General features: G+C 63.7%; 12 protein-coding genes. 10 read left to right on the top strand and 2 right to left on the bottom strand.

What is annotated here, in order from left to right; all coding sequences use genetic code 11:
• Positions 1-220: 220 nt before the first annotated feature.
• Positions 221-589, bottom strand: coding sequence for a nuclear transport factor 2 family protein (locus tag AB8A50_RS09065; protein ID WP_439077464.1), 369 nt, complete (start codon positions 587-589; stop codon positions 221-223).
• Positions 590-811: 222 nt separating this feature from the next.
• On the opposite strand from AB8A50_RS09065, the gene AB8A50_RS09060 reads away from it, so the two are divergent.
• From AB8A50_RS09060 to AB8A50_RS09015, 10 genes are all read left to right on the top strand, one after another.
• On the top strand, positions 812-1,438 hold the full coding sequence (locus tag AB8A50_RS09060; protein ID WP_093761452.1) for a glutathione S-transferase family protein: 627 nt from the start codon (positions 812-814) through the stop codon (positions 1,436-1,438).
• Positions 1,439-1,786: 348 nt separating this feature from the next.
• Positions 1,787-3,088, top strand: a complete 1,302-nt coding sequence (glyA, locus tag AB8A50_RS09055; protein WP_175366227.1) for a serine hydroxymethyltransferase — start codon at positions 1,787-1,789, stop codon at positions 3,086-3,088.
• A 72-nt stretch (positions 3,089-3,160) separates the two neighbouring features.
• Positions 3,161-3,643 (top strand): transcriptional regulator NrdR, encoded by a 483-nt coding sequence (nrdR, locus tag AB8A50_RS09050; protein ID WP_068732542.1) that lies wholly within the window; start codon positions 3,161-3,163, stop codon positions 3,641-3,643.
• Positions 3,640-4,794 carry a bifunctional diaminohydroxyphosphoribosylaminopyrimidine deaminase/5-amino-6-(5-phosphoribosylamino)uracil reductase RibD gene (ribD, locus tag AB8A50_RS09045; protein WP_439077463.1) on the top strand — a complete coding sequence of 385 codons (1,155 nt, stop codon included), beginning with the start codon at positions 3,640-3,642 and terminating at the stop codon, positions 4,792-4,794. The genes nrdR and ribD overlap by 4 nt, the downstream gene beginning before the upstream one ends.
• Complete coding sequence (locus tag AB8A50_RS09040) at positions 4,794-5,408, top strand: riboflavin synthase (protein WP_439077462.1); 615 nt, start codon at positions 4,794-4,796, stop codon at positions 5,406-5,408. Before ribD ends, AB8A50_RS09040 begins: the two co-directional genes overlap by 1 nt.
• A gap of 211 nt (positions 5,409-5,619) precedes the next feature.
• The gene (ribH, locus tag AB8A50_RS09035) at positions 5,620-6,111 is read left to right on the top strand and encodes a 6,7-dimethyl-8-ribityllumazine synthase (protein WP_439077461.1); all 492 of its coding nucleotides are present in this window, start codon (positions 5,620-5,622) and stop codon (positions 6,109-6,111) included.
• A 3-nt stretch (positions 6,112-6,114) separates the two neighbouring features.
• Complete coding sequence (gene nusB / locus AB8A50_RS09030) at positions 6,115-6,627, top strand: transcription antitermination factor NusB (protein ID WP_089263856.1); 513 nt, start codon at positions 6,115-6,117, stop codon at positions 6,625-6,627.
• Between the two features lie 2 nt (positions 6,628-6,629).
• Positions 6,630-7,628 carry a thiamine-phosphate kinase gene (gene thiL / locus AB8A50_RS09025; protein WP_439077460.1) on the top strand — a complete coding sequence of 333 codons (999 nt, stop codon included), beginning with the start codon at positions 6,630-6,632 and terminating at the stop codon, positions 7,626-7,628.
• 410 nt (positions 7,629-8,038) lie between these two features.
• Positions 8,039-10,159, top strand: a complete 2,121-nt coding sequence (locus AB8A50_RS09020; RefSeq protein WP_120292179.1) for a sodium-translocating pyrophosphatase — start codon at positions 8,039-8,041, stop codon at positions 10,157-10,159.
• Between the two features lie 80 nt (positions 10,160-10,239).
• Positions 10,240-10,683, top strand: coding sequence for a hypothetical protein (locus tag AB8A50_RS09015; RefSeq protein ID WP_439077459.1), 444 nt, complete (start codon positions 10,240-10,242; stop codon positions 10,681-10,683).
• An 85-nt stretch (positions 10,684-10,768) separates the two neighbouring features.
• Here AB8A50_RS09015 and AB8A50_RS09010 read toward each other — a convergent pair whose 3' ends face one another.
• Positions 10,769-13,141 carry a xanthine dehydrogenase family protein molybdopterin-binding subunit gene (locus AB8A50_RS09010; RefSeq protein WP_439077458.1) on the bottom strand — a complete coding sequence of 791 codons (2,373 nt, stop codon included), beginning with the start codon at positions 13,139-13,141 and terminating at the stop codon, positions 10,769-10,771.
• Positions 13,142-13,318 lie beyond the last annotated feature (177 nt).

Here is a 13,318-nt window from a genome sequence, read left to right as displayed (position 1 = left end):
GCCTTCGCGCAGGCGAACCCGGAATCCCGACATGTTTTGCGCTGAACATTCCGGGATTCCGGGTTCGCGCTCTGCCGGCTTCGCCGGCGACGCACGCCCCGGAATGACGGGTGTGGCGTCCGGCAAGCGCTAGTCGCGCGCCGGAATGACGAGCGGGACGCGATGCGCTCATCGCATATGTGCTCATCGAAGCACTGTCGTCGCGGTTCTGCTACTCGAACTATCGCTCGACAAGATGCGCGCGCGAGACTGCAGGTTCAAACCGATCGGCGAAATACTGCGTTTCGTTGGCCACCCGTCCGTCGCGGAACTCCATGATGCTCACCGCGTAAGATGGTATACCGTCATAGGTCAGGATGAATTCGGTGACCCATAATTCGCCGCTGCCGATAATCCGCCGAACCGTAAAACGTTTCTCGTTTGGCTGGACAAGCCGGCTCATCTGAATGTTGTGTCGACCGCGGATGCACTCCCCCGATTGAGGATAATAAAGCATCGCATCCTCATGGTAGATGTCATGTTCGATATCGAAATCGTTCGCGTCCGATGCAGTCCAATGACGCTCCAGGGCGGCCCGTACATCGTCCATCTCAACCTCCTGCGATAAGCCTCAGGTTGGCGGCTTGGCTTGGTGCGGAGGGGAAGGAGAGCCGAACCTCTCCACAACGACAGACAGTCGCCTTACCGGCAAACTAGCATGGAAAAGCTCGCGAAGATTTTCTTGTTCGCTGTTTCCGCGCGATAATCCTCGAAGACTTCTCTCACGCCGACGGTCTACAGATCGGGCCGGGGACAACACAAGGACACGCCCATGCTCACGCTTCATCATCTCAACGACTCCCGCTCGCAGCGGATCATCTGGCTGCTGGAAGAACTCGGCGCGCCCTACGATCTGACAACCTATCAGCGCGATGCGCAGACGCGGCTGGCGCCGCCGGAGCTCGAGGCGGTGCATCCGCTCGGCAAGTCGCCTGTCATCGTCGACGGCGATGTGACCATCGCGGAATCCGCGGCGGTCGTCGACTACGTCATCCGCCGCTACGGCAAGGGCGCGATGCGGCCGGCGGAGGGCACTCCGGAATATGAGGCCTATCTCGAATGGCTGCATTATGCCGAGGGCTCGGCGATGTTGCCGCTGATGCTCAATCTCTACGTGTCCCGCCTGAAGGAGGCCGGCGCGCCGCTGCAGCCGCGGATCGACAGCGAAATGGCCCGGCATCTCGGTCATGCCGACCGGGCGCTGCAGGGCCGTGCGTTCTTCGTTGGCGACAGCCTGACCGGCGCGGATATCCAGATGAGTTTCGTCGCCGAGGTCGCCGGCAGCTTCGACCGGCTCAAGGCCTATCCCGATCTGGCCGCCTGGATCGGCCGGATGCATGCCCGCCCGGCGTTCCAGCGCAGCGTGGAGAAGGGCGGGGTATACCGGCTGGCGAAATAGGGCGATTGGGGTCTTGGACGACGCTGGCCCCACACTCGTCATTCCGGGGCGGGAGCGGCGCCGACGGCGGCGAACCCGAGCCCGGAATCCCGAGCTGTTTTGCGCTGAACATGTCGGGATTCCGGGCTCGAGCTCTCAGCTTCGCCGAGATCTCGCCCCGGAATGACAGTGAGAGTACCGATCAGCTTGTGCAATCGCCGCATTTACCCCGCTGCCTAAATATCGCGCCCTGAACCGCAAAACCTTGGCCCCGCCAGCCAGATATGGTATTCGGGGCACCGTTTCCTGATCGCCACTCGTGACCGTCCGCACGCCGAAAGAAGGCCGCGGCGGTGGAGATATTGCCCTATGACCACTTCGGCCAAAACCGGCTCCGCGCCCGACTCGTTCTTCTCCGCCACGCTTGCTCAGGCCGATCCCGAGATTGCCGAGGCGATCAAGGGTGAACTCGGTCGCCAGCGTCACGAGATCGAGTTGATCGCGTCGGAAAACATCGTCAGCAAGGCGGTGATGGAAGCGCAGGGCTCGGTGATGACCAACAAATATGCCGAGGGCTATCCGGGCGCGCGCTATTATGGCGGCTGCGAATTCGTCGATATCGCCGAGAACCTCGCCATCGAACGCGCCAAGAAGCTGTTTGGCGCCCAGTTCGCCAATGTGCAGCCGAATTCCGGCAGCCAGATGAACCAGGCGGTGTTCCTGGCGCTGCTGCAGCCGGGCGATACCTTCATGGGTCTCGACCTCGCAGCCGGCGGCCATCTCACCCACGGCTCGCCCGTCAACATGTCCGGCAAGTGGTTCAAGCCGGTGCACTACACCGTGCGCAAGGACGACCAGATCCTCGACATGGATGCGATCGCCAAGCAGGCGGAAGAGGTGAAGCCGAAGCTGATCATCGCCGGCGGCTCGGCCTATTCGCGCTCGTGGGACTTCAAGCGCTTCCGCGAGATCGCCGACAGCGTCGGCGCGTATCTGCTGGTCGACATGGCCCACTTTGCTGGTCTCGTTGCCGGTGGCGTTCATGCCTCGCCGGTGCCGCATGCCCATGTCACCACGACGACCACGCACAAGTCGCTGCGCGGCCCGCGCGGCGGCCTGATCCTCACCAATGACGAGGCGCTGCACAAGAAGCTGAACTCGGCGATCTTCCCGGGTCTGCAGGGCGGGCCGTTGATGCATGTCATCGCGGCGAAGGCCGTGGCCTTCAAGGAAGCGCTGCAGCCGGACTTCAAGGTCTATGCCAAGAACGTTGTCGAGAATGCCAAGGCGCTGGCCGAAACGCTTCGTGCGCAGGGCTACGACATTGTCTCGGGCGGCACCGATAACCACCTGATGCTCGTCGACCTCAGGCCGAAGGGCCTGAAGGGCAACGTCTCGGAGAAGGCACTGGTCCGCGCCGGCATCACCTGCAACAAGAACGGCGTGCCGTTCGATCCCGAAAAGCCGTGGATCACCTCGGGCATCCGTCTCGGCACGCCCGCCGCCACCACGCGCGGTTTCGGCATCGCCGAATTCAAGGCAACCGGCGAGATGATCGCCGAAGTGCTGAGCGCGGTGGCGCAGTCCGGCGACGGCAGTGCGCCGCTGGTCGAAGCGGCCGTGAAGGAGAAGGTCAAGGCGCTGACGGATCGTTTCCCGATCTATCAGTAAGGCCTGCTACGAGGCGGAGACCTGCGCGGTCAGAAGGTTGCGCAGGAATGGCTCTTTGGAAGGTTCTTTGGAATGCGCTGTCCGAACTGCAATAGCCTCGATACGCAGGTGAAGGACTCGCGTCCCGCGGAAGATTCCGCCGTGATCCGCAGGCGGCGCGTCTGCGTCACCTGCAACTTCCGCTTCACCACCTTCGAGCGCGTGCAACTGCGCGAACTCACGGTGATCAAGCGCAATGGCCGCCGCGTGCCGTTCGACCGCGACAAGCTGGTCCGCTCGCTGTCGATCAGCCTGCGCAAGCGCCCGGTCGATCCGGAGCGGGTGGAGACCATGGTGTCGGCCATCGTGCGCGAGCTGGAAAGCGGCGGCGAGGCGGAGATTTCGTCGGAGACCATCGGCGAGATCGTGATGGAGCATCTGCGCGGGCTCGATGACGTCGCCTATGTGCGCTTTGCCTCGGTCTATCGCAATTTTCGCGAGGCCAAGGACTTCGAGGCGGTGCTCGGCGAATTGCATGCCGACGACGACGGCCGGCCGGTGGTCGTCCGAAAATGATCTTCCGGATCCTGGAAGATCAATACGCGCAAAAATCCCAAGAGGCGAAAGCAACCGACCTGCGCTTCATGCAGCTGGCGCTGACGCTTGGCCGTCGCGGGCAGGGCCGGACATGGCCCAATCCCGCGGTCGGCGCGGTCATCGTGAAGGATGGTGTGATCATCGGCCGCGGCTGGACCCAGCCCGGCGGCCGTCCTCACGCCGAGCCTGTCGCGTTGGCGCAGGCCGGCGAGGCCGCACGCGGCGCCACGCTCTATGTGACGCTGGAGCCATGCTCGCATTTCGGCAAGTCGCCGCCTTGCGCGGATGCGATCGTCGCTGCGGGCATCGCGCGCGTCGTTGCGGCAATTGAAGATCCCAATCCGGACGTGGCGGGCCAGGGCCATGCACGGCTGCGTGCGGCGGGCATCAGGGTCGATGTCGGGCTCTGCGCCGAACAGGCCGCGCGCGATCACGCCGGGCATTTCCGCCGCGTGCGCGACAAGCGCCCGCATGTCGTGCTGAAGCTCGCGGTGTCGCCGGACGACAAGATCGCTGCGGCTGGCCACAAGCCTGTCGCCGTCACCGGCGAGATGGTGCGGTCGCGCGTGCATCTCTTGCGGGCGCAATGCGATGCGGTGCTGGTCGGCATGGGCACCGTCATCGCTGACGATCCTGAACTGACCTGTCGCTTGCCGGGCATGATGAAGCGCTCGCCGGTGCGCGTGGTGCTGGATCGTGCGCTGCGCATTTCCGGTAACAGCAGACTGGTGCATTCGGCGCGTACGACGCCACTCTGGGTGATGACCTCCAGCCTGTCGGAAGCGCCCGCCGCGATGGCGCTGGGCGCGGCCGGCACGCAGGTGCTGCGCGTGCCGACCACGACCGCGCCGCCGCCGGGGCTGGATTTGCTCGCCGTGCTGCATAGCTTGTCGGAGAAGGGCATTACGAAGCTGCTGGTGGAAGGCGGATCGAGAGTCGCGGCGTCTTTCGTGACGGCGGGACTGGTCGACGAGGTCTGGCTGTTTCGCGGGCGGAAGGAGATCGGCGAGGGTGGCATCGCCGCGCTGGATGCATTGCCGCTATCGGCGATCACCGGGTCGCCGGGCTTCGTGCAGCGTGCTAGCGAGACGATCGAAAACGACACTCTGACCATCTACGAAAGAAGCTAATGTTCACCGGCATTGTGACCGACATCGGCGAGATCGAGAGCCTTACGCAAGTGGCGCAGGGCCAGCTCCACCGGCTGCGCATTCTCTGCGGCTACGACCAGACCACCATCGCCGACGGCGCCTCGATCGCCTGCAACGGCGTCTGCCTCACAGTGGTCGGCTCCGGCGTGGCCAATGGCAAAACCTGGTTCGACGTTGACGCTGCCGCCGAGACGCTGGGTATGACCACGGCGAAGCACTGGAAGCTGGGCACCCGCCTCAATCTCGAACGCGCGCTGAAGATCGGCGACGAGCTTGGCGGCCATATCGTCGCCGGCCATGCTGACGGCATCGCCACCATCGTATCGCGCGAGAACCTGCCGGACATGGCGCGGATCACCTTCCGCACCACCCGCGAACTGGCGCGTTTCATCGCCACCAAGGGCTCCATCACGCTCGATGGCGTGTCGCTGACGGTGAATACCGTCGATGACGTGCAGTTCGCCGTGTTGATCATTCCGCACACGCTGAGCGTCACCACGCTGGGCAAGGCGTGGGAAGCAGGCGCCGAGGTCAATATCGAGGTCGACCTGATGGCCCGCTATGCGGCGCGGCTGAACGAAATGCCGGTTTAAGGCTCCGACCTCTCGGCCGTCATGGCCGGGCTTGTCCCGGCCATCCACGTCTTCGTGCTCGGCCAAGACGTGGATACCCGGCATGCGCCGGGCATGACGGCGCTAAATTGCCGAGTATTGCCCTTGGCTTCACTGTCCGCGACGACTACAAACACGCGTTGTTGACAATCTTCATTCTTGGAGATGTTCAACGTTTTTAACAGGTTGAGATATGGCAGACGCGCGACGCGCTCATTTGCAGGACCAGACCGACATCACGGGCGCGCGCGTCCTGATTGTCGAGGCGCGGTTCTATGACGACATTCAGGATGCACTGCTGGAAGGCGCGATCGTCGAGCTGAAGGCAGCCGGCGTCACCCATGACGTGTTGACGGTGCCGGGCGCGCTGGAAATTCCTTCGACCATCGCGATTGCGGTCGATGCTGCCGCGAAAAGCGGCAAGCCTTATGAAGCGGCAATCGCGCTAGGCTGCGTGGTGCGCGGCGAGACGTTCCATTTCGAGATCGTCTCGATGGAGTCGTCGCGCGGGCTGATGGATCTGTCCGTCGCTCTGCGCCTGCCTCTCGGCAACGGGATCATCACCGTGGATACCGACGAGCAGGCCTGGGCGCGCGCGCGCGCCGGCGAATTGAACAAGGGTGGGGACGCAGCCCGCGCCGCGCTGTCCGTGCTGCGCATCAAGCGCCGTCTGGCGAAGGCTTGAGTGATGGCTGACAAGAAAGCCGACTTCAAGAAGCCCGTGCCGAAAGGCGACCGCAAGGCCAACCGCCGCGGTGCCGCGCGTCTCGCCGCGGTGCAGGCGCTATATCAGATGGATATCGGCGGGGCGGGCATCAACGACGTCTTCGCGGAGTTCGAGAGCTTCTGGCTCGGCAGCGAGATCGAGGGCGACCAGTATCTCCCCGCCGAGGAGGCGTTCTTCCGCGACATCGTGTCCGGCGTGGTGCGCGATCAGAACAAGCTCGATCCGCTGATCGACGACGCGCTCTCCAGGGGCTGGCCGCTGCAGCGGATCGAGGCGATCCTGCGCGCGGTGATGCGCGCCGGCGCCTATGAGCTGGAACATCGCAAGGACATTCCCGGCCGTGTCGTGGTGTCGGAATATGTCGATGTCGCGCATGCCTTCGTCGAAGGCGACGAGACCGGCATGGTCAATGCGGTGCTTGACCAGATCGCCCGGCAGTTTCGCGCGGAAGAGTTTTCGCGCGCAGGACACTGATCATGTCAGCCGGGTCCAACGCATCCGGCGAAGACACCCTGATCGCGCGCTACTTCAAGCCGCTTGCGACTAATCCTGGCGCGTTCGGGCTGACCGACGACGCCGCGGTGCTCAAGGCCGACGGCGAGGACATCGTCGTCAACACCGACGCCATCGTCGAAGGCGTGCACTTTCTCCCCGACGATCCCCCGGACACCATCGCACGCAAGGCGCTGCGGGTGAACCTGTCAGACCTCGCCGCCAAGGGCGCAGTGCCGGCCGGCTTTGTGCTGACGCTGGCGCTGCGGACACATGATGAGGCGTGGCTGGCGGAATTCGCGCGGGGGCTCGGCGAAGACACCGCAACATTCGGCTGCGCATTGCTCGGCGGCGATACGGTCTCGACGCCGGGGCCGCTGATGGTCTCAGTCACCGCCCTCGGACGCGTTCCGGTGGGCAAGATGGTCCGCCGCCACGGCGCGGCGGTGGGGGATCGCGTGGTCGTGAGTGGCACAATCGGTGATGCCACGCTTGGCCTTGCGGCGCTGAAAGGCGGCGCGGTCGCGACGGCTCTGGCCGGTGACAGTAACGCGCGTGACGCGCTCGTGGCGCGCTATCGTGTGCCGCAACCACGCAACGCGCTGGCACTGGCGGTGCGCGATTTCGCGACGGCGTCGATGGATGTCTCCGACGGATTGGCCGGCGATCTCGCCAAGCTCTGTGCGGTGTCGGGCGTCTCTGCCGTCATCGATGCATCGGCTATTCCGCTGTCGGATCCGGTGGCAGCACTGCTGGATCGCGGTGTGATTGGTCTCGAAACGGTCGTTGCCGGCGGCGACGATTACGAAGTCCTCTGCACAATCCCAGAGAATCGCACGACCGGTTTCGTGCAGGCCGCGCATCAGGCGGGCGTGCGGGTCGCGGTCATCGGGACGATTGTTGCAGGTGCGTCATCGCCCCGCTTCGTCGACCAGGCGGGCAGGGACATCGTGTTGAAGCGCCTGTCCTACAGCCACTTCTGACTAGCCTCACTGTTCCGGCAAGCGCGGACCTAACCTCTCCCCGCATCTTGCGCGGGGAGAGGTCGCCGAGTCTTCGCGGCGGGTGAGGGGCGGGGCACGCGGTTTGACCAAGTAATGCTGTTGCTGGTTCGGAACGATCTGAAGCTGCCGACCAGGGGAGGGCCCATTGCCATGCCCCTCACCCGACCCGGCTTCGCTGCGCTACGCCGGATCGACCTCTCCCCGCGCAAGATGCGGGGAGAGGTTAAGAGCCCCTCCAAAAATCCTGCATTAGCCCATTGGCAGCGTTGCACGGCGATACCGATTTTGCCATGCTCATCAAACGAGAGGCCGTCCTCACGTGCTGGGCAGGCCTCCTTTTTATGCGCCAACTAACAAGGCGCCGGGCAGGAAGGACTGAGGCAGATTCCATGACAGCATTGTGGGTGATCGTGCTCTGCGGGGCACTGTCGATCGTTTACGCGATCTGGGCGACGAGTTCTGTGTTGAAGGCCGATGCGGGTAACGCACGGATGCAGGAAATTGCAGAGGCCGTGCGAGAGGGCGCACAGGCCTATCTGAAGCGACAATATCTCACCATCGGCATCGTCGGCGTCGTGATCTTCGCGCTGCTGGCTTACTTCCTCGGCATGCTCGTTGCCTTCGGCTTCCTGATCGGCGCCGTGCTGTCGGGCGCAGCCGGCTTCATCGGCATGAACGTGTCGGTGCGTGCCAATGTCCGCACCGCGCAGGCGGCGACGATCTCGCTGGCCGGCGGCCTCGAACTCGCCTTCAAGGCCGGTGCCATCACCGGCATGCTGGTGGCGGGTCTGGCACTGCTCGGCGTCACCATCTACTTCGCCTATCTCACGCACGCCCTCGGCCTCGCTGCCAACAGCCGCACTGTCATCGATGCGCTGGTGGCGCTCGGCTTCGGCGCGTCGCTGATTTCGATCTTCGCGCGTCTCGGCGGCGGCATCTTCACCAAGGGCGCTGACGTCGGCGGCGATCTCGTCGGCAAGGTCGAAGCCGGGATTCCCGAAGACGATCCGCGCAATCCTGCAACGATCGCCGACAATGTGGGCGACAATGTCGGCGACTGCGCCGGCATGGCCGCCGACTTGTTCGAGACCTATGCGGTGACCGCGGTCGCCACCATGGTTCTGGCGGCGATCTTCTTCGCGAGCTCGCCATTGCTGGTCAACATGATGACGCTGCCGCTCGCCATTGGCGGCATCTGCATCCTGACCTCGATTGCCGGCACGTTCTTCGTCAAGCTCGGTGCCAGCCAGTCGATCATGGGCGCGCTGTATAAGGGCCTGATCGCCACCGGCGTGTTGTCACTGTTTGGCGTTGCCGCCGTGATCTACTGGCTGATCGGTTTCGGTCCGCTGGCCGGCGTGAAGTATACGGGTCTGGCGCTGTTCGAATGCGGCGTCGCCGGCCTCGTCGTCACGGCGCTGATCATCGTGATCACCGAATACTACACCGGCACCGACTATCGGCCGGTGAAGTCCATCGCGCAGTCGTCGGTCACCGGTCACGGCACCAATGTGATCCAGGGTCTGGCGATCTCGATGGAGTCGACAGCGGGTCCTGCGATCGTCATCATCGCCGGCATTCTCGTCACCTACAGCCTCGCGGGTCTGTTCGGTATCGCGATTGCCACCACGACGATGCTGGCGCTGGCCGGCATGATCGTGGCGCTCGACGCCTTCGGTCCTGTTACCGATAATGCCGGCGGCATTGCCGAAATGGCCGGTCTGCCGAAGGAAGTCCGCAAGGCGACCGACGCGCTTGACGCGGTCGGCAACACCACCAAGGCGGTCACCAAGGGCTATGCCATCGGTTCGGCTGGTCTCGGCGCACTGGTGCTGTTCGCGGCTTACAATGAAGACCTCAAATTCTTCATCGCCAATGCCGCGAAGTATCCGTACTTCAAGGACGTGCTGCCGGACTTCTCGCTGACCAATCCGTATGTGGTGGTCGGCCTGCTGTTCGGCGGTCTGCTGCCATACCTGTTCGGTGCGATGGGCATGACGGCCGTGGGCCGCGCGGCCAGCGCCATCGTCGAGGAAGTGCGTCGTCAGTTCCGCGAGAAGCCGGGCATCATGCAGGGCACCGACAAGCCGGATTACGGCCGCGCGGTGGATCTGCTGACCAAGGCAGCGATCAAGGAAATGATCATCCCGTCGCTGCTTCCGGTGCTGTCGCCCATCGTGGTGTACTTCATCATCTACGCCATTGCCGGCGGCGGCGCAGTCGGCAAGTCGGCGGCATTCTCGGCGGTCGGCGCCATGCTGCTCGGCGTGATCGTCACGGGTCTCTTTGTGGCGATCTCGATGACCTCGGGCGGCGGCGCCTGGGACAATGCCAAGAAGTATATCGAGGACGGTCATTTCGGCGGCAAGGGCTCCGACGCTCATAAAGCTGCGGTGACCGGCGACACCGTCGGCGATCCCTATAAGGACACGGCAGGCCCCGCGGTGAACCCGATGATCAAGATCACCAACATCGTGGCGCTGTTGCTGCTGGCGATCCTGGCGCACTAGACGGCCGCGATGCCGAATGCGAAAATCCCGCGGCGCAAGCCGCGGGATTTTTCGTTGTTCGTTTGATCAGGTAGGACCACATGCAGCCGTTGCCCCATGGTCGGGTTCGTTTTCGTCACTGTTTTGCAGCCATCACACTGCTTGTTGCCTGCAGCGCACCGGCCTCGGCCGCCGAGCAATGCCCGGTCTCCGAGGCTGCGATCTCGAAAGCCGGCGGTCTTCACCAGGCGATCATCGCCGCGATGAAGACCGAGTTCAGCTGCGAAGGCGCATACCGGATTCTCGAACTCTGCCAGCTTGGTTCGTCCGGTGATAATGCATTCTCCAGCATCGTGCTGTCGAAATGTGAACCGCGCTTTCTCCCCAAGGCGCTCCCCGCGACCAAGGCCGCCTATGAAAAGGCGCGTGCGAAATGCGACAAGATCGCAGAGAAGAACGAGGGCTCGATGTATCAGAGCCAGGCCGCGATCTGCATCGCGCGCTCCGGGCGGGATTTCGCGCGGAAGTACGGGACGAAGAGCTAGGCCGCTGTCGGCTTTGGGTTTCTGCTCATCTATAGCAAAAAGCCCCGCGATGTGATCGCGGGGCTTTTTGTTGAGATAGTTGACCTTACGCCGCCTTGCTCTGCTTGCCGTCCTGGATGGCGCGCCAGATGCGCTCGGAGGTCAACGGCATGTCGATATGCGTGACGCCGTAGTCGCTGAGCGCGTCGACCACCGCATTGACGATGGTGCAGAGCGAGCCCGCGCAGCCGGCTTCGCCGCAGCCTTTGGTGCCCAGCGGGTTGGTCGTCGCCGGCGAGGGATGATCGCCGACCAGCATCAGCGGAATGTCGCCGGCGCGGGGCATCGCATAGTCCATGAACGAGCCGGTGATCGGCTGGCCCGACGCGTCATAGCTGACTTTCTCCATCAGCGCCTGGCCGATGCCTTGCGCGACGCCGCCATGCAACTGGCCCGCCACGATCATCGGATTGACGATGGTGCCGAAGTCGTTGACCGCCGCGTAATTGACGATGGTCAGCACGCCGGTGTCGGGATCGATCTCGACTTCGGCGACATGACAGCCGTTCGGGAATGTCGAGGGTACATCCGATGAGGTGTGGTCGACATCGAGCGAGGAGGGCACGCCGTCCGGCATCTTGCCCTCGCGCACACGCTGCGACAGTTCCATGATGTCAATGGAGCGGTCGGTGCCGGCAATCGTAAAGCGGCCGGCCTTGAACTCGATGTCGGCTTCCGACGCTTCCATCAGATGCGCGGCGGCGACTTTGCCCTTGGTAATGACGAGATCCGAGGCCTCGACAATGGCCTGGCCCGAGGCGGTAATCGAACGCGAGCCGCCGGTGCCGTTGCCCATGCGGACGAGATCGCTGTCGTTCTGCTCTAGGCGAATGGCGTCGAACGGCACGCCGAGCTGCGCCGACAGCACCTGCGCGAACGGCGTGGCATGGCCCTGGCCATAATCCAGCGTGCCGGTGGTTAGCGTCACGGTGCCGTCTTCGCCGAAGGTCAGTTTGCCGAGTTCGCCTGAGGGGGGAGCGGTGACTTCGAGATAGGAGCCGACGGCGATGCCGCGCAGCTTGCCGTTTTTGCGGCTGTCCTTCTTGCGCTTGGCGAAGCCGGCGTGATCGGAAATTGCGAGCGCCTTCTCGAATACGCCCTGGAAATCGCCGCTGTCATAGGTGACGCCGGACGCGGCTGCGAAGGGCAGCTGCGACGGCTTGATGAAGTTGCGCTTACGCAGGGTGAAACGGTCGATGCCCATCTCGTCGGCAGCGCGGTCGATCAGCCGCTCCATGAAGTAGTTTGCTTCGGGGCGCCCGGCGCCGCGATAGGCGCCCATCAGCGTGGTGTTGGTGAGCACGCATTTGATGTCGACCGACAGCAGCGGTGTCTTGTAGACGCTGGCGAGGTTCTTGCCGGTATTGAGCGACAACGGGCTCGGCGATACGCCGGTGATGTAAGCGCCGAGATTGCCGTAGCCTTTCAGGCGCACCGCGAGAAACTTGCCGTCCTTGTCGAGGGCGAGTTCGGCATGGATATCCTGGGCGCGGCCCTGGCTGTCGGACAGGAAGCTAGAGGAGCGCTCGTCGAGCCACTTCACCGGCTTGCCCAGTTCCTTCGCCGCATGCAGCAGGCAGATATATTCGGGATAGCTGATGTTCTTCATGCCGAACGATCCGCCGACATTGCCGGTGAGGATGCGGACCTTGTCGGGCGCGACGTTGAGCTGCTTGGCGAGTGTGTTGCGGTTGCCGGCGACGCCCTGGGTCGGCACCTGGATCACGTAGCGGCCGCCGGATTTCTCAAAGGTCGCGAGCGCGCAGCGCGGCTCCATGGATACCACGGCGACGCGGGTGTTCTCGATGTCGAGTTTGGTGACATGCGCGGCGGAAGCAAAGGCGGCCTCGACGGCGCCGGTGTCGCCATAATGATAGTCGAGCGCGACATTGTTCGGGATGTGGTCGTAGAGAACAGGCGCGCCGGGCTTCGTTGCGGCCTCGCAATCGGTGACGGCGGGCAGGGCGTCGATGTCGAGGACGACGGCTTCGGCGGCATCGCGGGCCTGCGCGACTGTTTCAGCCACCACGAAGGCAACGGGGTCGCCGACATAGCGCACCTTGTCGGTCATCAATGCATGGCGGTTGGTCTGGAACAGCGGGGTGCCGTCCTGGCTCTTCAGCGGCAGGCCGCAGGTGAAGGGGCCGTAATTGGCGGCTTCGAGGTCCCGGCCGGTCCAGACGCCGCGGATACCCGGCATCGCCCTAGCAGCCTCGGAATCGATGCCGCGGATCACGCCATGGGCATGAGGACTGCGGACGATCCAGGCATAGAGCTGGCCAGGCAGGTTGATGTCGTCGGTATATTTGCCTTTGCCGCGGACGAGGGTGTCGTCCTCCTTACGGCGGACAGGCTGGCCGACCCCGTATTTCTGCATGGCGATGGCGTTATCGACGGGCGAGCCGGTAAAATCTTGCATGATGAATCCATCAAATGTGGATGATTCCAGGATTTGGCGCGGGCGCGCGCCCCTGTAAGTCCCTGAGATAAGGCAGCGTGACCTGTACGACAACGGACGATTGGGCATGGGGGTGCGCCAAGGTTGCGCTGATCCTGTGCCCTGCTAAACTTTCCGTGAAAGATATTTCCAAGAAGG

The sequence above is a fragment of the Tardiphaga sp. 841_E9_N1_2 genome (assembly GCF_051811065.1).
Classification (GTDB): domain Bacteria; phylum Pseudomonadota; class Alphaproteobacteria; order Rhizobiales; family Xanthobacteraceae; genus Tardiphaga; species Tardiphaga robiniae.
The sequence above is the reverse complement of the archived record's forward strand: the minus strand, read 5'-3'. Positions and strand labels throughout refer to the sequence as shown.